Source organism: Janthinobacterium sp. CG_23.3 (genome assembly GCF_046115965.1).
Classification (GTDB): Bacteria; Pseudomonadota; Gammaproteobacteria; order Burkholderiales; family Burkholderiaceae_D; genus Janthinobacterium.
The window spans coordinates 1-20,370 of the sequence record NZ_JBJXIB010000049.1; the positions used below are offsets into that span (position 1 = coordinate 1).

Annotated in this window: 21 protein-coding genes; 14 read left to right on the top strand and 7 right to left on the bottom strand. The window is 64.8% G+C overall.

What is annotated here, in order from left to right:
• The first annotated feature begins 181 nt into the window (after positions 1-181).
• The 8 genes from ACFDR9_RS13265 (at position 182) to bamC (ending at position 7,409) form a co-directional block, all read left to right on the top strand.
• Positions 182-1,015, top strand: coding sequence for a 3',5'-nucleoside bisphosphate phosphatase (locus ACFDR9_RS13265; RefSeq protein WP_409031289.1), 834 nt, complete (start codon positions 182-184; stop codon positions 1,013-1,015).
• Between the two features lie 108 nt (positions 1,016-1,123).
• Positions 1,124-2,005, top strand: coding sequence for a protease HtpX (gene htpX, locus ACFDR9_RS13270; protein ID WP_017879034.1), 882 nt, complete (start codon positions 1,124-1,126; stop codon positions 2,003-2,005).
• A gap of 46 nt (positions 2,006-2,051) precedes the next feature.
• Positions 2,052-2,675: an L-threonylcarbamoyladenylate synthase gene (locus tag ACFDR9_RS13275; RefSeq protein WP_017879035.1), complete on the top strand. Its 624-nt coding sequence runs from the start codon at positions 2,052-2,054 to the stop codon at positions 2,673-2,675.
• 55 nt (positions 2,676-2,730) lie between these two features.
• Positions 2,731-3,402, top strand: coding sequence for a site-2 protease family protein (locus ACFDR9_RS13280; protein WP_409031290.1), 672 nt, complete (start codon positions 2,731-2,733; stop codon positions 3,400-3,402).
• Positions 3,403-3,408: 6 nt separating this feature from the next.
• Positions 3,409-4,611, top strand: a complete 1,203-nt coding sequence (locus ACFDR9_RS13285) for a tryptophan--tRNA ligase (RefSeq protein WP_409031291.1) — start codon at positions 3,409-3,411, stop codon at positions 4,609-4,611.
• Positions 4,612-4,616: 5 nt separating this feature from the next.
• Positions 4,617-5,174, top strand: a complete 558-nt coding sequence (locus ACFDR9_RS13290) for a bifunctional 2-polyprenyl-6-hydroxyphenol methylase/3-demethylubiquinol 3-O-methyltransferase UbiG (RefSeq protein ID WP_035787926.1) — start codon at positions 4,617-4,619, stop codon at positions 5,172-5,174.
• Between the two features lie 87 nt (positions 5,175-5,261).
• Positions 5,262-6,140, top strand: coding sequence for a 4-hydroxy-tetrahydrodipicolinate synthase (gene dapA, locus ACFDR9_RS13295; protein ID WP_017879039.1), 879 nt, complete (start codon positions 5,262-5,264; stop codon positions 6,138-6,140).
• Positions 6,141-6,284: 144 nt separating this feature from the next.
• Positions 6,285-7,409, top strand: coding sequence for an outer membrane protein assembly factor BamC (gene bamC, locus ACFDR9_RS13300; RefSeq protein WP_409031292.1), 1,125 nt, complete (start codon positions 6,285-6,287; stop codon positions 7,407-7,409).
• A 166-nt stretch (positions 7,410-7,575) separates the two neighbouring features.
• Here bamC and ACFDR9_RS13305 read toward each other — a convergent pair whose 3' ends face one another.
• From ACFDR9_RS13305 to ACFDR9_RS13315, 3 genes are all read right to left on the bottom strand, one after another.
• Entirely contained in the window at positions 7,576-7,842 is a 267-nt protein-coding gene (locus ACFDR9_RS13305; RefSeq protein WP_081611967.1) for a hypothetical protein, read from the bottom strand.
• Positions 7,843-8,143: 301 nt separating this feature from the next.
• Entirely contained in the window at positions 8,144-8,620 is a 477-nt protein-coding gene (locus ACFDR9_RS13310; RefSeq protein WP_026133439.1) for a hypothetical protein, read from the bottom strand.
• Positions 8,621-8,675: 55 nt separating this feature from the next.
• On the bottom strand, positions 8,676-9,797 hold the full coding sequence (locus ACFDR9_RS13315) for a JmjC domain-containing protein (RefSeq protein WP_409031293.1): 1,122 nt from the start codon (positions 9,795-9,797) through the stop codon (positions 8,676-8,678).
• Between the two features lie 151 nt (positions 9,798-9,948).
• On the opposite strand from ACFDR9_RS13315, the gene ACFDR9_RS13320 reads away from it, so the two are divergent.
• A complete protein-coding gene (locus tag ACFDR9_RS13320) occupies positions 9,949-10,503 on the top strand; it encodes a peptidylprolyl isomerase (protein ID WP_026133440.1) in 555 nt (184 codons plus the stop codon).
• A 173-nt stretch (positions 10,504-10,676) separates the two neighbouring features.
• On the opposite strand, the gene ACFDR9_RS13325 is transcribed toward ACFDR9_RS13320, so the two are convergent.
• The 4 genes from ACFDR9_RS13325 to ACFDR9_RS13340 form a co-directional block, all read right to left on the bottom strand.
• Positions 10,677-11,624 (bottom strand): hypothetical protein, encoded by a 948-nt coding sequence (locus ACFDR9_RS13325; protein ID WP_409031294.1) that lies wholly within the window; start codon positions 11,622-11,624, stop codon positions 10,677-10,679.
• Complete coding sequence (mutS, locus tag ACFDR9_RS13330; protein ID WP_409031295.1) at positions 11,621-14,308, bottom strand: DNA mismatch repair protein MutS; 2,688 nt, start codon at positions 14,306-14,308, stop codon at positions 11,621-11,623. The genes ACFDR9_RS13325 and mutS overlap by 4 nt, the downstream gene beginning before the upstream one ends.
• Before the next feature lie 342 nt (positions 14,309-14,650).
• Entirely contained in the window at positions 14,651-15,175 is a 525-nt protein-coding gene (locus ACFDR9_RS13335; protein WP_409031296.1) for a transglycosylase SLT domain-containing protein, read from the bottom strand.
• 373 nt (positions 15,176-15,548) lie between these two features.
• Complete coding sequence (locus ACFDR9_RS13340) at positions 15,549-16,064, bottom strand: hemerythrin domain-containing protein (protein ID WP_017879048.1); 516 nt, start codon at positions 16,062-16,064, stop codon at positions 15,549-15,551.
• A gap of 386 nt (positions 16,065-16,450) precedes the next feature.
• On the opposite strand from ACFDR9_RS13340, the gene ACFDR9_RS13345 reads away from it, so the two are divergent.
• From ACFDR9_RS13345 to ACFDR9_RS13365, 5 genes are all read left to right on the top strand, one after another.
• Positions 16,451-16,654 carry a cold-shock protein gene (locus ACFDR9_RS13345; protein ID WP_017879049.1) on the top strand — a complete coding sequence of 68 codons (204 nt, stop codon included), beginning with the start codon at positions 16,451-16,453 and terminating at the stop codon, positions 16,652-16,654.
• A gap of 421 nt (positions 16,655-17,075) precedes the next feature.
• Positions 17,076-17,780, top strand: coding sequence for a GTP cyclohydrolase I (gene folE, locus ACFDR9_RS13350; RefSeq protein ID WP_051068414.1), 705 nt, complete (start codon positions 17,076-17,078; stop codon positions 17,778-17,780).
• Positions 17,781-17,798: 18 nt separating this feature from the next.
• Complete coding sequence (locus tag ACFDR9_RS13355; RefSeq protein ID WP_026133442.1) at positions 17,799-18,224, top strand: BLUF domain-containing protein; 426 nt, start codon at positions 17,799-17,801, stop codon at positions 18,222-18,224.
• Between the two features lie 213 nt (positions 18,225-18,437).
• Positions 18,438-18,992, top strand: a complete 555-nt coding sequence (locus tag ACFDR9_RS13360) for a hypothetical protein (protein ID WP_017879052.1) — start codon at positions 18,438-18,440, stop codon at positions 18,990-18,992.
• Between the two features lie 210 nt (positions 18,993-19,202).
• Positions 19,203-20,225: an alpha/beta hydrolase family esterase gene (locus ACFDR9_RS13365; protein ID WP_409031297.1), complete on the top strand. Its 1,023-nt coding sequence runs from the start codon at positions 19,203-19,205 to the stop codon at positions 20,223-20,225.
• Positions 20,226-20,370: the final 145 nt, after the last annotated feature.

Consider the following 20,370-nt stretch of genomic DNA (forward strand, 5'->3'; position numbering starts at 1 on the left):
TTGCGAGGAGGGGCGGGAGACGACCCACGTTGTCCGACCACTGATTCCCCAGGAAATCGTGGTCTGTCCCCGGTGGCGTGTTGCGCGGGATCAGGCGCGCCGGCGCCGCGTCGTGCGATTTGGACAAGCAGCGTACAATGAATCCTTACCTCCTGTTCAGCTGACGCTAGGCTTTTTCCGTATGCTTAATGTAGATCTTCATTGTCATTCCAATATTTCCGACGGGGTGCTGGCGCCGGCCGCCGTGGCCGCCTACGCGCGCAAGGCCGGCGTCGACGTCTGGGCCTTGACCGACCACGACGAGGTCTCGGGCGTCGCCGCCGCGCGCGCCGCCGCGGCCGGGCATGGCATGCGTTTCGTCGCCGGCGTCGAGATTTCCATCACCTGGGCGCGCGAGACGGTGCATATCGTCGGCCTGCAAATCGACGAGGCCAACCCGGCGCTGCTGCGCGGCCTGGCCAACACCCGCTCCGGGCGCGACGCCCGCGGGCGCGACATTTCGGCCCAACTGGCCGCCGCCGGCATCCCCGACGCCTACGAGGGCGCGCTGCGCTTCGTCGGCAATCCCGACCTGATGTCGCGCACCCATTTCGCCCGTTACATCGTGGAATGCGGCAAGTGCGCCAACATTCCCGAGGTGTTCCGCAAATACCTGTCGGAAGGCAAACCCGGCTATGTCGAGCACCGCTGGGCCACCTTGGCCGAGGCGGTCGGCTGGATCCGCGGCGCCGGCGGCGTCGCCGTGATCGCCCATCCGGGCCGCTACCGCTTCAGCGACACCGCCGAGGGCGCGCTGTTCGACGAGTTCAAGCAACTGGGCGGCGCCGCCATCGAAGTCGTCACCGGCAGCCACAGCCCGGACCAGTATCCGCAGTACGCTCGGCTGGCCAACGACTACGGCTTCCTGGCCTCGCGCGGCACCGACTTCCACGCGCCGGGCGAGTCGCGCGTCGACTTCGCGCAGCTGCCGCCGTTGCCGGGCAACGTCACGCCGGTCTGGCACGACTGGTTTTAGCCCGCCGGCGGCGCCGCTGCGCGCCCGCCGCCTTGTTTTTGGCGGCGCCGCTCCTACCTTATGCTTACGCCGTTGAAGTCTCGGCCACTCACACCGGAGAGCCCCGCCATGAAACGCATCGTTCTGTTTATTCTGACCAACCTGGCCGTGATGCTGGTGCTGTCGATCGTGCTAACCGTGCTCGGCGTCGGGCGCCAGCCGTATGGCGGCGGCCTCGACCTCGGCAGCCTGCTACTGTTTTCGCTGGTGGTCGGTTTTACCGGGGCGATTTTCTCGCTGTTGATCAGTAAACCGATGGCGAAGTGGTCGACCGGCGCGCGCGTGCTCGACAACCCGTCCTCGGCCACCGAGCTGTGGCTGGTCAACACCGTGCGCGCGCTGGCCGAGCGGGCCGGCATCGGCATGCCCGAGGTCGCCGTCTACGAGGGCGAGGCAAACGCCTTCGCCACCGGCGCCTTCAAGAACTCGGCGCTGGTGGCGGTCTCCACCGGCCTGCTGCAAAGCATGAACCGCGACGAGGTCGAAGCGGTGCTGGGCCACGAGATCGCCCACGTCGCCAACGGCGACATGGTCACGCTGACCCTGATCCAGGGCGTGGTCAACACCTTCGTGGTGTTCCTGGCGCGCGTGGTAGGCTTTTTCGTCGACAAGGTTTTGTTGCGCGGCAACGGCGAGCGCGGTCCGGGCATCGGCTACAGCGTTACCGTGATGGCCTGCGAAGTGCTGTTCGGCATCGCCGCCTCGCTGATCGTGGCCTGGTTTTCGCGCCAGCGCGAATTTCGCGCCGACGCCGGTTCGGCCAAGTATCTGGGCAGCCCGGCGCCGATGATGCACGCGCTGGCGCGCCTGGGCGGCGTGGCGCCCGGACAGTTGCCGCAGTCGATGGCGGCGCTCGGCATCACCGCCGGCAGCGGCGGCTGGACCGCGCTGTTCGCCACCCATCCGCCGCTGGAGGCGCGCATCGCCGCGCTGCGTGGCGTACAATCGTGACAATTCTAACAAGGCGGCATGCCGAGCATGCCCGGCATAACGCGACATGAGCCAATTTTTCCAGATCCACCCCGAGAATCCGCAGCAGCGCCTGCTCAAGCAGGCCGCGCACATCATCCACTCCGGCGGTATCGTCGCGTTGCCGACCGACTCGTGCTACGCGCTGGTCTGCCACCTCGACGACAAGGGCGCGGTCGAACGGCTGCGGCGCATCCGCGGCATCGATGAAAAGCACCATCTGACGCTGCTGTGCCGCGACCTCAGCGAAATCGGCGTCTACGCCCGCGTCGACAACCGCCAGTTCCGTCTGCTCAAGGCGGCCACGCCGGGTCCCTACACCTTCATCCTGGAGGCGACCAAGGAAGTGCCGCGGCGCCTGAGCCATCCGTCGCGCAAGACCATCGGCCTGCGCGTGCCGGAAAACCGCGTCGTCCAGGCGCTGCTGGAGGAACTCGGCCAGCCCCTGCTGGGCACTACCCTGATCCTGCCGGGCGACGACGACACCCTGACCGACGCCGACAGCATCCGCGAGCGGCTGGAAAAGCACATCGAGCTGATCGTCGACGGCGGCGCCTGTAGTTTCGAGCCGACCACCGTGGTCGACCTGACCGGCGCCGAGCCGGTGCTGGTGCGCCAGGGCCGCGGCGACGCCGCGTTGCTGGGCCTGTGACGGCGCCGCGCGCGCCCGCGACGGGCCGTTGTCGGCGCTCTGGTAGAATCGCGATATGAATGACATCAACCACATAGTACAAACCATTGCGGTTTTCCTGATTCCGGTCCTGTTCGCGATTTCCCTGCACGAGGCTGCCCACGGCTACGTGGCGCGCTATTTCGGCGACCCCACCGCCTCCAACGAGGGGCGCTTGAGCCTGAACCCGGCCAAGCACATCGACCCCTTCGGCACCGTCCTGCTGCCGCTGCTGCTATACCTGACGATCCAGATCCCGTTCGGCTACGCCAAGCCGGTGCCGGTCGACTACAGCCAGTTGCGCAATCCGAAAAAGCAGATGGCCTGGGTGGCGCTGGCCGGCCCGGGCGCCAATTTCTGCATGGGCCTGGGCTGGATGGTGCTGGCGGTGCTGCTGGCCACGGCCAATGTGCACGAGTCGTTTTTCCTGCGCATGGCCGCCGCCGGCGTTAGCGTCAACGCCGCCATGTGCGTCTTCAACATGATCCCGGTGCCCCCGCTCGACGGCGGGCGCGTGCTGACCGGCCTGCTGCCGCTGGCGCTGGCGCGCCACTTCGGCCGCATCGAGCAGTACGGCGTGTACGTGTTCGGCGTGCTGGTGGCGCTGATGTATTTCCACGTGCTCGACGGCGCGTTGATCGCCGCGGTCCAACTGCTGATCGGCGTCTTCAAGGTGCTGGTGCTGCCCCTGACCCTTCTTTTGAACTGATCAACTATGTACCCCGACCGCGTTGTCTCCGGCATGCGCCCGACCGGCTCCATGCACCTCGGCCACCACCACGGCGCGCTGAAGAACTGGGTCAAGATGCAGTCCGAGTTGCCCTGCCTGTTTTTCGTGGCCGACTGGCACGCGTTGACCACGCACTACGACGACCCGGGCTTGATCGAGCGCAGCACCTGGGACATGCTGGTCGACTGGCTGGCGGCCGGCATCGACCCGTCGCAGGCGACGCTGTTCATCCAGTCGAAGGTGCCGGAGCACGCCGAGCTGCACCTGCTGCTGTCGATGGCCACGCCGCTGGGCTGGCTGGAGCGGGTGCCGACCTACAAGGACCAGATCGAGAACCTGAGCAACAAGGACCTGGCCACCTACGGCTTCCTCGGCTACCCGCTGCTGCAGGCGGCCGACGTGCTGATCTACCGCGCCAGCCAGGTGCCGGTGGGCGACGACCAGGTGCCGCACATTGAAATGATGCGCGAGATCGCGCGCCGCTTCAACCATTTGTACGGCAAGGAGAAGGGCTTCGAGGCGAAGGCCCAGGAGGCGGTGAAAAAGCTGGGCAGCAAGCGCGCCAAGCTCTACAACGAATTGCGCACCGAATACCAGCAGCAGGGCAAGGACGCGGCGCTGGAGCAGGCCAAGGCCATGCTCGACGACGCCCAGAGCCTGTCGATGATCGACCGCGAGCGCCTGTTCGGCTACCTGGAGGGTAGCCGCAAGCTGATCCTGGTGGAACCGCAGGCGCGCCTGACGGCCGCCCCGCGCCTGCCCGGCCTGGACGGGCGCAAAATGTCCAAGAGCTACGGCAACGCGATCGCGCTGCGCGAGGACAAGGACAGCGTCACCAAGAAAGTGCGCACCATGCCGACCGATCCGGCGCGGGTGCGCCGCAGCGACCCCGGCGACCCGGCCAAGTGCCCGGCCTGGCAATTCCACGAAGTCTATTCCGACAACGCCACCAAGGAGTGGGTGGCGAAGGGCTGCAAGTCGGCCGGCATCGGCTGCATCGAATGCAAGCAGCCGGTCATCGACGCCATTATCAAGGAGCAGGAACCGATGCACGAGCGCGCCCAGCAATACCTCGACGACCCGACGCTGGTCCGCGCCATCGTCGCCGACGGCAACGACGTGGCCCGCAAACTGGCGCAGGAAACCATGCGCGACGTGCGCGAGGCCATGGGCCTGGCGTACAGCTGATGGGGATGGACGCCATTTCCCCTTGGGTGCGGCGCTGGGCGCCGCTGATTCCGGCCGGCGAGGTGCTCGACCTGGCCTGCGGCGGCGGCCGCCACGCGCGCCACCTGGCGGCGCTGGGCCACGAGGTGCTGGCGCTGGACCGCGACCCGGACGCGCTGGCGCGCGCGGCCGGGCCGGGCGTCGTCACGGCCCAGTTCGACCTCGAGGAGGCGGACGCGGCCTGGCCTTACGCGGCCGGGCGCTTCGCCGGCGTGGTCGTCACCAACTACCTGCACCGGCCGCTGCTGGCCGGCATCGCGCGCAGCCTGGCGTCGGACGGCGTGCTGCTGTACGAAACCTTCAGCGCCGGCAACGCCGAGTTCGGCAAACCGTCGAATCCGGCCTTCCTGCTGGCCTCCGGCGAGTTGCTGGCCTGGGCCGCCCGGCACGGCTTGCGCGTGGTGGCGTTCGAGGAGGGCAGGGTGGACGCGCCGAAAGCGGCCATGGTGCAGCGCCTGTGCGCGGTGCGGGCCGATTTCCCGCCGCAGGCGGCGCTGCTGGCCGCGTGCGACGGCGTACTGTAATGAACTGTAAAACAGGTGCAAGATGCACCACAGGCGCGGCCTATCCGCTACAATCGATGTTTTAATTCTCGGCGCACCATACTTACTATGATCAAGGGCAGCATTGTAGCAATCGTCACCCCGATGCACGCGGACGGCAGTCTGGACTTTCCAGGCTTGCGCAAGCTGATCGACTGGCACATCGCCGAGGGTACGGACGGCATCGTCATCGTTGGCACCACCGGCGAGTCGGCAACGGTCAGCGTGGAAGAACACTGCGAACTGATCCGTGCGACCGTCGAGCACGCCAAGGGACGCATTCCCATCATCGCCGGCAGCGGCGGCAATTCGACCGCCGAGGCGATCAAGCTGACCGAGTTCGCCAAGGAAGCCGGCGCCGACGCGGCCCTGGTGGTGGTGCCGTACTACAACCGTCCGACCCAGGAAGGCATGTACCAGCACTTCAAGGCCATCGCCCTGGCGGTCGACCTGCCGATCATCCTGTACAACGTGCCGGGCCGCACCGTGGCCGACATGTCCAACGAGACCATCGCGCGCCTGGCCGAGATTGCGAACATCGTCGGCGTCAAGGACGCCACCGGCAACATCGGCCGCGGCACCGACCTGCTGCGCATGGTGCCGCCGTCGTTCGCCGTGTATTCGGGCGACGACCCGACGGCGATGGCGCTGATGTTTTGCGGCGGCCAGGGCAACATTTCGGTGACCGCCAACGTCGCCCCGCGCGCGATGCACGAGTTGTGCGTGGCGGCCATGGGCGGCGACATCGCCGGCGCCGTGGCGATCAACAACAAGATGATCCCGCTGCACCAGAAACTGTTTGTCGAGCCGAACCCGGTGCCGGTCAAATGGGCGTTGACGGAAATGGGCATGATGCCGTCGGGCATACGCCTGCCGCTGGTCGGCCTGGCCGAAGACTGCCACGACACCGTCCGCGGCGCCTTGCGCGAAGCCGGCGTATTACCATAAGGCCCAGTCCGCCGCGACCCGGCGGGCTGGCCATGAGCCCCGACTTGAAACGGTCCGGATCTTCCCTGATTTCAGCTGCTGTTTAGCTTCTCATCCAGTAACGACATGACTATTCGCAATAAACTTTACCCGGCCCCCGCCGCCATGGCACAGCGCGGCCTCGTTATCGGCGCCGTTGTCGTCAGCCTGGCCGGCTGCGGCATGATCAGCTCCGTGGTAGGCAACGACAAGGTCGACTACAAGTCGGCCAAGAAAGCCAGCACGCTCGACGTGCCGCCGGATCTGACCCAGTTGCAGAAAGACAATCGTTACACGCTGCCGGACGCCAAGAACGGCGTCGCCACGGCTTCCGGCTACAACGCGCAAAAAAGCGCCGCGCCGATGGCCGCGGCCGGTACGCCCGGTGTGCCCGCCGGCACCGCCGAGACGCGCGTCGAGCGCGCCGGCAACCAGCGCTGGCTGGTCGTCAAGCAGACGCCCGAGGCCTTATGGCCGCAGCTGAAAACCTTCTGGGAGGATTCCGGCTTCACGCTGGCGCTGGAGCAACCGGCGGCCGGCATCATGGAAACGGAGTGGAATGAAAACCGCGCGAAGATCCCGCAAGACTTCGTGCGCAGCACCATCGGCAAGGTCTTCGATTCCCTGTATTCGACCGGCGAGCGCGACAAGTACCGCACCCGCGTCGAGCGCCTGCCGGACGGTTCCAGCGAAATCTACATCAGCCACCGCGGCGCCGAGGAAGTGGTCACCGGCCAGCAAAAGGACGGCACCATCTGGACCGCGCGGCCGAACGACCCGGGCCTGGAGGCTATGTTCCTGGCGCGCCTGATGACGCGCCTGGGCAGCGGCGACGACACGCAGGCGAAGACCGCCGTCGACAAGGCCGTCGTGCAAGCGCTGCACGCCAAGCTGACCGGCGCCGCCGGCAGCCGCGCGGTGGAAGTGGACGAGGGCTTCGACCGCGCCTGGCGCCGGGTCGGCCTGGCGCTGGACCGGGTCGGCTTCACCGTCGAGGACCGCGACCGCACCCAGGGCACGTATTTCGTGCGCTACCTCGACCCGGACGTCACCAAGACCGAAAGTTTCTTCAAGAAGCTGCTCAGCTTTGGTGCGTCCGAGAAGGACAAGGAAGCGCTGCGCTACCGCATCTCGGTCAAGGCCGGTAGCGGCGCCAACAGCCTGGTCACGGTGCTGAGTAACGACGGCAAACCGGAAGTGTCGGCCACCGCCGAGAAAATCCTGACGCTGCTCAACGAGCAGTTAAAATAAGGCCATGGCTGGCCGCCAGCGCGCGGCCAAACGTCAAAAAGCCGACCCGGGGGTCGGCTTTTTTATCGCCGTTCGCTTCGATCGCGGCCTTGGCGCATGCGCCGTTGCCGCAGTCCAGGCGTAAAAAAGCCGGCCCGAAGACCGGCTTTTTTACAGCAAGCTGATATTACTTCGAAGCGGCCGAAGCGGCAGCCGAAGCTGCGGTCGAAGCAGCAACCGAAGCGGCAGCAGCAGCGTCAGCAGCGGTCGAAGCGGCAACCGAAGCGGCAGCAGCAGCGTCAGCGGCAACAGCAGGAGCAACTTCAGCAGCTGGGGCAGCTGGAGCGGCAGCAGGAGCTTCGACAACAGCAGGAGCTACTGGAGCTTCTTCTTTTTTGCTGCAAGCAGCCAGAGCAACAGCCAACAGGGAGGCGATCAGCAGGGATTTTTTCATGTGTTTTCCTTAAATATTTCAAAAATGTTCAACAATGTTGCGATGAATAATTACCGGTAATTATCGCTCGTTAGGTCGTTCTTCGAAGGCTTTTCGTACCTAGAGGTGCTCTGCCAGACAACGGAAACTTCCTAACCGAATATTATAGCGATTTTTGGTGCATCGCAATAGGAGTAACCGTCAATTCCGCAACTATTTTGTGATAACGCAATATTTACCGGAGCGATACATTTCCATTTGATGCAAAGTTACCCCGAAAGCAGATTCACGGGCGCCATGATAAGGCATTTCTTGATTTTGCTCATATTCCGGCCGTGCTCGCGTGCAGTCCCGGATCGGATTCCGCCCAGATGCCGCCGAAGCGCTCCGCGCACAAATTGGTGTCGGCTTCGCTGTCGAATACCGCCTCGCCGCGCGGATAATCGCAGTGGAAGCGCCGCACCACGTGCAGATCGTCGGCGATACAAAAAGAATCGGTCAAATGGCGCAGGTTCTTGCTTGTTACGCGACATTCAATCAGGTGGCTGAATTGCGTCAGCAGACGCAGCAGGCGCGGGCACTGGCGCTCCAGCAAGGCGTTGCTGTGCGCCACCAGTTCAATCCGGCCTTTGCCTAGCAGGAAGCGGCGCAGCGTGGCGTCGACCTCGGTGCTACCCAGCCCCCATAGCGCGAAGTCGGGGTCGAACAGGCGCAAGCGCCATTGCGCGCGCCCAAGGCAAAGCCTGAGGTGTTGCTCGAACTCGCTCCGGCTTGAAAAATGAAACACTTGCTTTTCCATTGCCACTCCTTGCTTGTCAAATCAACACTTCGGCGACGCCTTGCCGTAAAAGCCGTTACGCCAATTCCAGCCAGCCGTCCTGGTACCAGGTGTACAGCGCGTCCATCACATCCTCGGAGGCGCTGGCCAGGGCCGCGCCTTCCAGCGCGCGCTGGTTCGCCAGCGCCTCCAGCGCGACCTTGTCGGCGCGGCCGATGGCGAACGATTCGCCGTTGATGAACACGTGTTTGCCGCGGTATAGCATCAAGCTCTTGCGCGACAGCGCCACGCCCTTCTTGGCGGCGCTGAGCGCGAAGCGTTCCGGCGTCAGCGGCTTGGCCGGGCCCTTGAAGAAGACGTTGTGCTTCGGTTCGGACAGGTGTTCGCCGAGGAAGATGGTGACGTCGTCCTCGGTGAAGCGCACCTTGTTCATTTCCTCGGCGACGGCGCTGAGCATGTTGCGCGGGATTTCGGCCGGGTGTTTCGTCACTTCCAGGTCCGGGTCGCCGTAGCGGCCCGGCAGGTCGATCGAGTCGGCCATGAATTGCAGGAAGGCTTCGCCCAGCTCCTGGTAGGACGGCGAGCGGAAGCCGATCGAGTAGGTCTGGCAGTCGCCGACGGCGACGCCGTCGTGCGCGTAGTGCGGCGGCAGGTATAGCATGTCGCCCGGTTCAAGCACGAACTCCTCGGTCGGCTTGAACTTGCTGAGGATCTTCAGCGGCAGGCCTTCGACCAGGCTGAGGTCCTTCTGCGGGCCGATTTGCCAGCGGCGCTGGCCTTGGGCTTGCAGCAGGAACACGTCGTACGAGTCGAAGTGCGGGCCGACGCCGCCGCCGTCGGTGGCAAAGCTGATCATCAGGTCGTCCAGGCGCGCGTCCGGGATGAAGCGGAAGCGGCGCAGCAGGTCGTCGGCGTCGTCGTTGTGCAGGTTGGCGCCCTGCACCAGCAGGGTCCATTCCTTTTCGTCGCGGCCGGGCAGGGTGGCCAGCGGGCCTTGCCGCATCTGCCATTCGCCGCCGGTGTGGCTGACCAGACGCGCTTCGACGTGGTCTTGCGCGGCCAGCGCCGCCAGCGCGGCAATGCTCATCAACGGCTTGAAGCCGGGGATGGCTTGGCGGATCAAGAGCGGCTTTTTGTGCCAGTAGTCGCGCAGGAACTGCGCCGGCGTGATATCGCCGAGGATGGATGGTTTTTTCATTCCACCATTATAACAATGCGCCGTGGCGCGGCGGGGAATCGGGCGCCACGCCGCCCGCCCGCGCAACGCGCCTGGCGCGCCGGCGCGGATTCCCTCATTCGCCTGGCTAAGAGGGTATAATTTGCCAGCTTATACAATGAAAGGAAGCACAATGAAGATTGCCAAGAACACGGTCGTGACTGTAAATTACAAACTGTCAGATGCTCAAGACAATCTGATCGAAGACGGCCGTCAGCCTATGGTCTATCTGCACGGTGACTATGAGAACACCCTGCCGAAAATCGAAGAAGAACTCGACGGCAAGGAAGTCGGCTATGCGAACACCATCCAGATTGAACCGGACGATGCGTTTGGCGAATACGACCCGGCGCTGGTCAAGGTAGAACCGCGCAGCCGCCTGCCGGATCCACTGGAAGTGGGGATGCAGTTCGAAGGTATGCCGGACAGCGATTCGGCCGACGAAGAGGCGATGATTTTCACCGTCACCGATATCGCCGACGATAAGGTCGTGCTCGACGGTAACCATCCGCTGGCCGGCATCGCACTGCGCTTCTCGCTGACGGTCGCCGACGTGCGCGCCGCAACGGACGAAGAGATCGCCCACGGCCACGTCCATGGCGCCCACGGCCACGGCCACGACCATGACGACGAAGATGACGGCGACGCCGAAGACAGCGACCACTTCCGCAGCCACCCGATCCATTAAGATCGCGTAAGTTATTCAAACGCCGCTGAGATGCGGCGAACTGGCGGGGCGTTGGGGTTGGGCTTAACCGCGTCGGCGTAACCCGACTGGCGTCGGTAGCGGCTCGGCGTCGGATTACGCGTTCCGCCGACCTAGGGGCGGAAATTTACCGCAACGGCGCGCATCCTCCGCCATTACTGCGCTTCGCCGTTTTTAATATCGAACAAGTTGGCGCGTCCGGGGTTGACCTGGATCCGCACCCAACCGGCGTTGACGCTGACATGCCCCAGGTTGTCGTTCCACTCGATGGCCGGCGCCGGCGGATTTTTCCCGCGCTTCGTATCGATCAGCAAAACCTTGCCGCTGAACTTCTTCGCCAGCGTCCTGATCTGCCGCCGCATCACGGCAAAACCATCCTGTTTCGTGTTAAAGCTTGGCAGCAGCGAGCGCTCGTCCTCGTTTTGCACGCCGACGTCGCCGTCGGAAAACAGCACAATGCCGTCCAATTTTTTACGCTGCGCCGCAGCAAAAAGACGCTGCAACCACGAACGGTTGGCCACCAGGCGGTCCTCGAACTCGCTGTTGCGCCCGGCTTCCGGCAAAAAATGGTTGTTGTTGGCCGGCAGGTTGATGGTGGCGAACAGCACCCGGCCCGACTCCCATTGGCTGTTCTCGGCGTAGCTGCGGAACTTGGCGTTGGCCGACAGCCGCGCCAGCGCCAGCTTGCGCGCGCCCAGCGAATTGTCGTCGGCGAAAAACAGCTCGCGCAGGCGGTTCAGGCGGTCGATCGCGTTCGAGCGGCCGGCCGAATTCTTGCAGCCGCTCCAGTCGCTGGCGGCCAGCGACACCACCAGCGGCCACTCGCTCTCGTCGAGCAGCTCCACGCGGCGCGCGTACAGCTTGTCGCTGCACGACTCGCTGTCGGCCTTGATGCCGGTGGCGACCACGAAGGCCAGGTTGGCCTGGTTGGTGTCGCGGATCGACTGGCGCAGTTCGGAGTCGTCCGGGCCCGACTGGAACGAGTGCCCGATCACGCCGAACTGGAAGGTCTCGCCGGCGCGCGCGCTGCGGGCGGCGGCCGGCTGGCACGCCAGCGCGGCGGCCAGCAGCGCCGCCAGCACGGCATTGCGGCGCTGGCTCATGCCTGGGCCGGCACGGACAGGCGCTTCAACTGGTATAACTGCTCAAGCGCCTGGCGCGGCGTCAGCGCGTCCGGGTCGAGCACGTCTAGCGCGTCCAGCAACTCGGCCAGCGCCGGGTTGGCGGCCGGCGCCGGCGCCGCCTCTTCCTCCTGCGCGTAGGGATCGCTGGCCGGCGCGGCGAACAGGTCGCGCTGCGGCGTGGCGTCGAGCGCCTGCGCCTCCAGCCGCGCCAGGTGCTTGCGCGCGGCCTTGATCACCGCTTGCGGCACGCCGGCCAGCTGGGCCACCTGCAAGCCGTAGCTTTGCGAGGCCGGGCCGGCCTGGACCGCGTGCAGGAAGACGATGCTGTCCTTGTGCTCGACCGCCGACAAATGTACGTTGGCCGCGCTCGGGTGGCTTTCGGGCAACTGGGTCAGCTCGAAATAGTGGGTGGCGAACAGCGTAAAGCTGCGGCTGGTGTCGATCAGGTGGCGCGCGATGGCCCAGGCCAGCGCCAGGCCGTCGAAGGTCGACGTGCCGCGGCCGACCTCGTCCATCAGCACCAGCGAATGCTCGGTGGCGCCGTTCAGGATCGCCGCCGACTCGGTCATTTCGACCATGAAGGTGGAGCGCCCGCCGGCCAGGTCGTCGGTGGCGCCGATGCGCGTGAAGATGCGGTCGATCGGGCCGATCACGGCGCTGGCGGCCGGCACGTAACTGCCGATGTAGGCCAGCAGCGTGATCAGCGCGACCTGGCGCATGAAGGTCGATTTACCGCCCATGTTCGGGCCGGTGATCAGCAGCAGGCGGCGTTCGTTGACGAAGTTGCAGTCGTTGGCGATGAAGCGCTCGATTTGCTTCTCGACGACCGGGTGGCGGCCCTCGACGATGTTGATGCACGGCTCGCTCACCAGTTGCGGCGCGTTCCAGTTGTGGTGCAGCGCGTGCTCGGTCAGCGCCGCCAGCGTGTCGAGCTTGGCCAGCGCCTGGGCGATGGTTTGCAGGGTGCCGATGTGCGGCGCCAAGTCGAACAGCAACTGTTCGTACAGCACCTTTTCGCGCACCAGCGCCTTGTCCTGCGCCGACAGGGCCTTGTCCTCGAACACCTTGAGTTCCGGCGTGATATAGCGCTCGGCGTTTTTCAGCGTCTGGCGGCGGCGGTAGTCGTCCGGCACCTTGTCGGTCTGGCCGTGCGTGACCTCGATGTAGAAGCCGTGCACCTTGTTGTATTCGACGCGCAGGTTGGCGATGCCGGTGCGGGCGCGTTCGCGCGTTTCCAGGTCGACCAGGAACTGGCCGGCGTTTTCGGACAGCGCGCGCAACTCGTCGAGTTCGGCGTCGAAGCCGCGCGCGAACACGCCGCCGTCGCGCACCATCGCCGCCGGCTCCGGCGCGACGGCGCGCTGCAGCAGGTCGAGGCAGGCCGACGGCGTGGCCAGCGCCGCGTGGACCGAGGCCAGCAGGCTGCCGTCGAAGCCGGGGCCGTCGCAGCGCAGCACGCCCTGCCGCAGCGCCGGCAATTGTCGCAGGCCGTCGCGCAGCGCGGCCAGGTCGCGCGGGCGCGCCGACAGCAGGGCGATGCGGGTGGTGATGCGTTCAATGTCGGGCACCTGCGCCAGCGTCGCCGCCAGCGCGCCGCTGGCGTCGCTATGGGCCAGCGCGGCGATGGCCTGGTGGCGCGCGCGCGCCACGCCCTGGTCGCGCCGGGCGTGGTGCAACCAGTGGCGCAGCAGGCGCGAGCCCATCGCCGTGCGGCAATGGTCGAGCAGCGAGAACAGCGTCGGCGATTCCTGGCCGCGGATGGTTTCGGTCAGCTCCAGGTTGCGCCGGGTGGCCGCGTCCAGGCCGATGAATTCGTTTTCGGTCTCGGTCGTCAGCGTGCGCACGTGTTGCAGGCCGCGGCCCTGGGTCGAGTGGGCGTAGCGCAGCAGCGCGCCGGAGGCGCCGAACGCCGCGCCCAGGCCGTCGGCGCCGAAGCCGGTCAAGGTCGCCACGCTCAACTGTTCGAGCAGGGCCTTGTGCCCGCCCAGCACGTCGAAGTGCCAGTCGGGCACGCGGTTGACGTTGGCGCCGGCGTGGTCCTCGAACATGTCGGCGCTGTCGCCGCGCAGGATCTCGGCCGGGGCGATGCGCTCCAATTCCTGCTGCAGGCGCACCGTGACCGACTTGGCGTCGCCGGAAAACTCCATCAACTTCAACGCGCCGCTGGCCAGCGACAGCCAGGCCAGGCCGGCGGTGACGCTCTTGCGCTGGCTGATCACGCACAGGGCCAGCAGCGGCCGCTCGGATTTCTCCGGCAGCAGGTCGGCGTCCGTCAGCGTGCCGGGGGTGACCACCCGCATCACCTTGCGTTCGACCGGCCCCTTGCTGGTGGCCGGGTCGCCGATCTGCTCGCAGATCGCCACCGACTCGCCCAGCTTGACCAGCTTGGCCAGGTACGGGTCGAGCGAGTGGAAGGGGATGCCGCACATCTTGATCGGGTTGCCGTTCGAGGCGCCGCGCTGGGTCAGTGTGATGCCGAGGATGCGCGAGGCCTTCTCGGCGTCCTCGAAAAACAGCTCGTAGAAGTCGCCCATGCGGTAAAACACCAGCATCGTCGGGTGCTCGGCCTTGATCTTCAGATACTGGACCATCATGGGAGTGTGTTTTTCCGCCGGGCTGTTCTTGATGGCGGCGGCGTTGATTTCGGTCGGGGTGGTGGTCATGTGTTCTTTGTCGGTGGGGCGGGGCAGGTCGGCTGATGTGCCCGCCAATCGCGGGGCAGCGCTGCGCTTGCGTTAAGGCCGCCATTTTACCGCTTTCGCCGCCGCCGACAGGACGAAAGCGCAACGATTATCAATAAATCACCGCGAGTTAAACGCCTGTCCGGTCTTCTCCGTCGCGCTTCGCGAGCGCCATATCAGGGCCGCAAGCCCGGGCACGTAGACGCGGCGGTTAAAAACGACGAAAGCCCGGTTTTATCGAACCGCGCTTTTGCGGGGCAGACGATGGGGCGAGGCTCTTCGATGGCGGCGTGGGCTTTTGCTCCCATTGTGAAGGGCGTGGCGTCACAGACCCATTGCGGTTTTGACCTTGGCTTGAATCTCCACGATGTGATGGCCCTTGCGAAGCACCGACCAATAGCGCGCGCCGCCAGCGTGCCTGTTGCGCGAGCTTGAGGCCACCACCTTGTCCCGGGAAACCAGGCTGGCCATTATCACTACCGCGCAGCGCAGGTTCACCAGCGGTTGCTCCAAGCTCTTCGCGGCGCGGTCCAGCGGCTCCAAAGTGTAATTCACGGCGTCCTCATAGCTCAACTGGAGCAATCCGACCGAGTCTATCCCCAGCGGCGCGGGTTCGTGATAAATCGCCGTCGGCTCCCATGCTGATTCGCGCCACGCTATCGCCACCAATAGTTCGGCCCAGAACTTGAGCTGGTGTTCCAGGCTCAACGTTGAGTAACCGGCGACAAATCCCTCGGGATTACCAAGGTCCAATGTGTTCTTCGCCGCGGCGACGGACGCGAGCAGTTGCTCAGACCACGGCTTGCGAACCGGCTTGTCGGCCCAGGACAGCATTCTCGGGTTGTTCATGGGTACTCTCTTCGGAAATTCGACGCATCAGGAAGCGTGAAGCGTGAAGCCACACCGGCTAGCGACACCGGCTAGTTCTACAGTGACGACTGTATCGGGAAGGGCGGGGAGGAGGGGAACAATGCGTGCGGTTGTTGTTTTGAGTCATTCGGGATGACGGCATGCACATCTCTTCATATTGCAAAACAATCGCCGACATTTCCCTGGCACCCGGCGTGTGCTGGGTGCGCGTGGAAAACTTGCGCGCCGCGCCGGCATTCGCCGGCGGGCCAATCCACTTGTATATCTATCCGTTCGATTTGGGCAAACGAGCAGCGCACGGCGTCGGCGCCGCAGCGGACAGTCCGGTGCCGCCGCGGAGCCGCCTCGCCGCCTATTGCACCGAGGGCAGTTCGACTTCCTCTTTGCGCGCCTCGATGGCCTGGCCCAGCGCGGCCAGGTCGAGCTTGGCTTTTTTCGCCTTCGGAAACATCTCGCCTTCCTCTTCCTTGACGTGGTGCTCGATTTGCTCCGACAACACCTTGACCTTGGCGTCGTACAGCTCGTCGGCCGGCTCCATGGCGAGGATCTGCGCGATCAGCTCCTTGGCCGAGGCGTGCTCGACCGTTGCTTCGTCGATCAGGTCTTCGTTGTCGCCGTTGGCCTCGCGCACGGCGGGGTAGAAAATTTCCTCTTCGGCCGTCGCGTGCCTGGTCAATTCCAGGCAAATCTCGTGCGCCAGTTTTTTCTTCTTGGCCGGGGAGCGGTCGCTCAGCGCCTCGTACTGCTCGAACAGCGCCTTGACGTGCTCATGGTCCTGCGTCAGCACCGCGATGGCGTCGCGTTGTTTGGCCGATTCGGTGGGGATTTTTTTCGGGATTGCTTGCGCGGTTTTGCTTGTGGCGGTCATGCTGGCTCTCCTTAGGGGTGCTTGGCTAGCGCTCAATTACGGGCCAATGCGTTATAGAAATTACACTATAATCTGTTGCCAAAATTCAGGGATAGGCGGATTCGCCAGCGCTTTGTAGGATTTTGGCGCGTCGTGTCGCAAACGGCGCCGCGCCCCCTTTCCAAGCTCGGATCGGCCTGCGAACGGAAGAAATTAGTGCTTAATGACAATTTTGTGGAATAAAAACGGGTTAATTGCACCGCACGATACAGAAAGTGCGAGCATATCCCGCCATTTTTGCTAGAATGAGCTTTGCTCGGCCAGCGTTGCGCCGTTAGTTGGCGTTTAATGACTGCTGCGAAGAACTGGTTTGTGCATCCTGAAACTTACTGATATTGGAAATTGAAATGGCAAATGGCATTGTAAAATGGTTTAACGACGCAAAAGGTTTCGGTTTCATCACGCCAGACGAAGGCGGCGAAGACCTGTTCGCGCATTTCTCGGCGATCAACTCGAATGGCTTCAAATCTTTGGCTGAAAACCAACGCGTCACTTTCGACGTGACCACCGGCCCTAAAGGCAAGCAAGCGTCGAACATCCAGCCACAGTAATGTGCTGATCGAGCCGTAAAAGGAAGGTCCTCTATTGAGGGCTTTTTTTTCGCCCGCATATTCGGCGCTGCCCGCCGCGCGCGATGCGCCCCGCCGCGTCTTCTCCCCACCCCCCTTTTTTTTTCCGGCCCGCGTGCCCCAGCCACGGCGCCGCGCTAACGCATTACGCTGAACCCTGACGCTGAAAAAGTAGGCGCTCCTCCCCTGGCCGCAGGCGATCCGCCCTGGTTGGCCGGGCGGCTCTGTTACCATCCGCCCTGTGATCCGGCCGCGATCTTGTTGATGCGGTCGGGTTGGGGCGTTACACTGGGTGCAACCAGCAATGCCAGCAACATATTTTCCGACCTAAGCGATGGCCGGTCCGGCGTACCCGCTCGGCCGCCCGGCGCAGCTTTTGCATACTTTTTTACAGGACCGCCGCATGTCAACTGATTTGACACACTTCACACCCGTCAACGTTCCGGTCTCCGAGCGCATCCGCCAGCGCCTGGTGGCCAGCAAGACGCGTTTCCACGCCAACGACAACATCGCCCCGTTCATCGAGCCGGGCGAGCTGGACGCCTTGCTCGACGAAGTCAGCGCCAAGCTGCAGGGGGTGCTGGAGAGCCTGGTCATCGACACCGTCAGCGACCACAACACGCAAGACACCGGGCGCCGCGTCGCCAAGATGTTCATCAACGAGGTGTTCGGCGGGCGCTACGTGCCGATGCCGCCGGTGACCGAGTTTCCCAACGCCGCGCATTTGAACGAGCTGATGATCATCGGCCCGATCACCGTGCGCAGCGCCTGCTCGCACCACCTGTGCCCGGTGATCGGCAAGGTCTGGATCGGCGTCATGCCGAACGAGCACTCGAACCTGATCGGCCTGTCCAAGTACGCCCGCATCGCCAACTGGATCATGAGCCGGCCGCAGATCCAAGAGGAGGCGGTGGTGCAACTGGCCGACCTGCTGCAGGAAAAAATGCAGCCGGACGGCCTGGCCGTGGTGATGGAGGCCGACCATTTTTGCATGCAGTGGCGCGGCGTCAAGGACATGGACGCGAAAATGATCAACAGTGTGATGCACGGCTCGTTCCAAAAGGATCCGGCGCTGCGGCGCGAGTTCCTGTCCCTGATTAAACGCTAATTTATCCGAAAGGCCACCATGCTAGTTCGACTTTTGTATGCCAGCCGCGTCGTCGCCGGCGCCGCGCCGGAGGCGATCCACGACATCATCCAGCAGGCGCAAGCGCACAATCCGCAGCACGGCATCACCGGCATCCTGTGCCACAGCGAGCGCGTTTTCATGCAGGTACTCGAAGGCGGGCGCGAACCGATCAACGCGCTGTACGGCCAGATTTTGCGCGACCCGCGCCACACCGACGTGGTGCTGCTGCACTACGAGGAGATCAACGAGCGGCGCTACGCCTGCTGGACCATGGGACAGGCCAACCTGGCCAAGGTCAACGCCTCCATCCTGCTGCGCTTTTCGACGCTGCCGGAGTTGAACCCGCACGCCATGTCGGGCAAGAACTCGCTGGCGCTGATCGACGAACTAGCGGCCAGCGCGGCCATCATCGGCCGCGCCTAGTCGGTTGCCGCAGCCGGTTCCCCGTTCTACGCCACTCCTTGCGCCAGATCAGCCGGCCCAAGCGCCTATCCGGTTTGGTGCAACAGCGAACAGAAATGCCGTTGGATACGCTCTATTGTGGAGTCGCTGGTTTGTTTGCAGCCTCATGCAAGCGCCAGCGGCAACGCCGCATTTTTCTTCGGCATTTTTGTTCACTTCACCCAAGGAGATAGCATGACTAACCAAGACAACACTTCGAGCATGGTGACCGGCCTGTTCAACGACCGCGACAGCGCCGAACGCGCCTACAATTCCGCGCTCTCGCGCGGCTACAGCAAGGACGACGTATCGCTGGTGATGTCCGACGAAACGCGTAAGCGCCATTTCGCCGGCGGCGACACCGTTGAAACCGAATTGGGCAGCAAGGCCGCCGAGGGCGCCGGCATTGGCGCCGGTATCGGCGGCACCATCGGCGCCGTACTGGCCGGCATTGCCGCGTTGGGCACCAGCCTGGTGGTTCCCGGCCTGGGCCTGGTGGTGGCCGGCCCGCTGGCCGCCGCGATTGCCGGCGCCGGCGCCGGCGGCGTCACCGGCGGGCTGATCGGCGCGCTGGTCGGCGCCGGCATTCCCGAGGAGCGGGTGCAGCATTATGAGCAGGGCATCAATCAGGGCGGCATCCTGATGGGCCTGCGCACCCGTTCGCCGGAAGATGCGCAGCATATCGAGAGCAGCTGGAAAGAGAGCTCCGGCCAGCACGTCGTGGGGCCGTCGAGCAGGAACCTGATGTAAGGCGTGTACGGCGCGGCGAGCCGTTCGCGACCGGCTGCGCCGTTTCCGCTTGGCCGGTGTAGGCGCGCTTACCTCTTGCGCGCCGCCGCTTGTCCTACCCGGCCACAGCCGGAACGCCCCTTCCGGGTGCCGCGCGCGGCGGCCACACTGGCCTTTCAAGACATGTTGGCCGGCGATCCCGCCGGCCGGTTCTTTTCGGAAGGAAGCGTGATGATGGATTCCTGGGGCGCCATGTGGCCCAACCTTGTGCTGCCGTGGCAGGCGCCGGATGCTATCGGTAAATTGTTTTTCGACTTCGCCTACCCGGCCGCCTACCCCGTCGCGCCGCCGCGGCGCCAGCCCGGCGGCGCCTTCGTGGCGCGGCGCTACGCCAACGACGCCGGCGCGCGCGACTACAAACTATATATTCCCTCCGCCTACGCCGGGCAGCCGCTGCCGCTGCTGCTCATGCTGCACGGTTGCAGCCAGAGCGCCGACGAGTTCGCCACCGAGACGCGCATGAACCTGCTGGCGGAGGCGCGCCAGTGCTTCGTCGCCTATCCCGAGCAGTCGTCGTCGGCGAATTGCGCCAAATGCTGGAACTGGTTCAACCAGCGCGACCAGCAACGCGGCCAGGGCGAGCCGTCCATCATCGCCGGCATCGCGCGCGAAGTCATCGCCGACTACGGCGTCGACACCGCGCGCGTGTTCATCGCCGGCCTGTCGGCCGGCGGCGCCATGGCCGTCGTCCTGGGTCGCACCTATCCGGACGTGTTCAAGGCCGTCGGCAGCCATTCGGGCTTGCAGTACGGCGCCGCCAACGACGCCGGCTCGGCCATGGATGTGATGCGCAACGGCGCCGCCGCATGGGCGCCCGGCGCCGTTGCGCCGCCGCTGCGGCCCATGCGCACCATCGTGTTCCATGGCGACGGCGACACCACGGTCCACCCCAGCCACGGCGCCGGCATCATTCGCCAGTCGCTGATGGCGGCGCAGACCGAGCCCGGCGCCGCGCAGCCGTGGCGGCCGCTGGTGCGCCAGCGCGTCGGCGCGGGGCGCGACTATACCCACAACGTGCACTGCGACGGCAGCGGCGAAATGATCGCCGAGGAGTGGATTGTGCATGGCGCCGGCCACGCCTGGTGCGGAGGCCACGGCGGCCCCGGACCGGACGCCGCCAGCGAAATGCTGCGTTTCTTTTTACCGGTGGAGGCATCCCAGCCGCGGCCGGCCGGCCATGGCGCGCCGGGCTAGGCGGATGTCGCGCCAAGCTTGTTTTTTCATTAATGCCGGTATTTTTGTAGGATAAAGATGATATTTTGCAATGTCCCCAGCCTACATTTGCGCGTCGGAATGTCCCACGCCCATATGTGCGCTGTAGGACTAAAGTAGTACTCAT

What these genes read in the sequence shown, in the direction of transcription:
- ACFDR9_RS13265 (WP_409031289.1), top strand. Translation starts at nt 182, where the DNA reads ATGCTTAATGTAGATCTTCATTGTCATTCCAATATTTCCGACGGGGTG.
- htpX (WP_017879034.1), top strand. Translation starts at nt 1,124, where the DNA reads ATGAAACGCATCGTTCTGTTTATTCTGACCAACCTGGCCGTGATGCTG.
- ACFDR9_RS13275 (WP_017879035.1), top strand. Translation starts at nt 2,052, where the DNA reads ATGAGCCAATTTTTCCAGATCCACCCCGAGAATCCGCAGCAGCGCCTG.
- ACFDR9_RS13280 (WP_409031290.1), top strand. Translation starts at nt 2,731, where the DNA reads ATGAATGACATCAACCACATAGTACAAACCATTGCGGTTTTCCTGATT.
- ACFDR9_RS13285 (WP_409031291.1), top strand. Translation starts at nt 3,409, where the DNA reads ATGTACCCCGACCGCGTTGTCTCCGGCATGCGCCCGACCGGCTCCATG.
- ACFDR9_RS13290 (WP_035787926.1), top strand. Translation starts at nt 4,617, where the DNA reads ATGGACGCCATTTCCCCTTGGGTGCGGCGCTGGGCGCCGCTGATTCCG.
- dapA (WP_017879039.1), top strand. Translation starts at nt 5,262, where the DNA reads ATGATCAAGGGCAGCATTGTAGCAATCGTCACCCCGATGCACGCGGAC.
- bamC (WP_409031292.1), top strand. Translation starts at nt 6,285, where the DNA reads ATGGCACAGCGCGGCCTCGTTATCGGCGCCGTTGTCGTCAGCCTGGCC.
- ACFDR9_RS13305 (WP_081611967.1), bottom strand. Translation starts at nt 7,842, where the DNA reads ATGAAAAAATCCCTGCTGATCGCCTCCCTGTTGGCTGTTGCTCTGGCT.
- ACFDR9_RS13310 (WP_026133439.1), bottom strand. Translation starts at nt 8,620, where the DNA reads ATGGAAAAGCAAGTGTTTCATTTTTCAAGCCGGAGCGAGTTCGAGCAA.
- ACFDR9_RS13315 (WP_409031293.1), bottom strand. Translation starts at nt 9,797, where the DNA reads ATGAAAAAACCATCCATCCTCGGCGATATCACGCCGGCGCAGTTCCTG.
- ACFDR9_RS13320 (WP_026133440.1), top strand. Translation starts at nt 9,949, where the DNA reads ATGAAGATTGCCAAGAACACGGTCGTGACTGTAAATTACAAACTGTCA.
- ACFDR9_RS13325 (WP_409031294.1), bottom strand. Translation starts at nt 11,624, where the DNA reads ATGAGCCAGCGCCGCAATGCCGTGCTGGCGGCGCTGCTGGCCGCCGCG.
- mutS (WP_409031295.1), bottom strand. Translation starts at nt 14,308, where the DNA reads ATGACCACCACCCCGACCGAAATCAACGCCGCCGCCATCAAGAACAGC.
- ACFDR9_RS13335 (WP_409031296.1), bottom strand. Translation starts at nt 15,175, where the DNA reads ATGAACAACCCGAGAATGCTGTCCTGGGCCGACAAGCCGGTTCGCAAG.
- ACFDR9_RS13340 (WP_017879048.1), bottom strand. Translation starts at nt 16,064, where the DNA reads ATGACCGCCACAAGCAAAACCGCGCAAGCAATCCCGAAAAAAATCCCC.
- ACFDR9_RS13345 (WP_017879049.1), top strand. Translation starts at nt 16,451, where the DNA reads ATGGCAAATGGCATTGTAAAATGGTTTAACGACGCAAAAGGTTTCGGT.
- folE (WP_051068414.1), top strand. Translation starts at nt 17,076, where the DNA reads ATGTCAACTGATTTGACACACTTCACACCCGTCAACGTTCCGGTCTCC.
- ACFDR9_RS13355 (WP_026133442.1), top strand. Translation starts at nt 17,799, where the DNA reads ATGCTAGTTCGACTTTTGTATGCCAGCCGCGTCGTCGCCGGCGCCGCG.
- ACFDR9_RS13360 (WP_017879052.1), top strand. Translation starts at nt 18,438, where the DNA reads ATGACTAACCAAGACAACACTTCGAGCATGGTGACCGGCCTGTTCAAC.
- ACFDR9_RS13365 (WP_409031297.1), top strand. Translation starts at nt 19,203, where the DNA reads ATGATGGATTCCTGGGGCGCCATGTGGCCCAACCTTGTGCTGCCGTGG.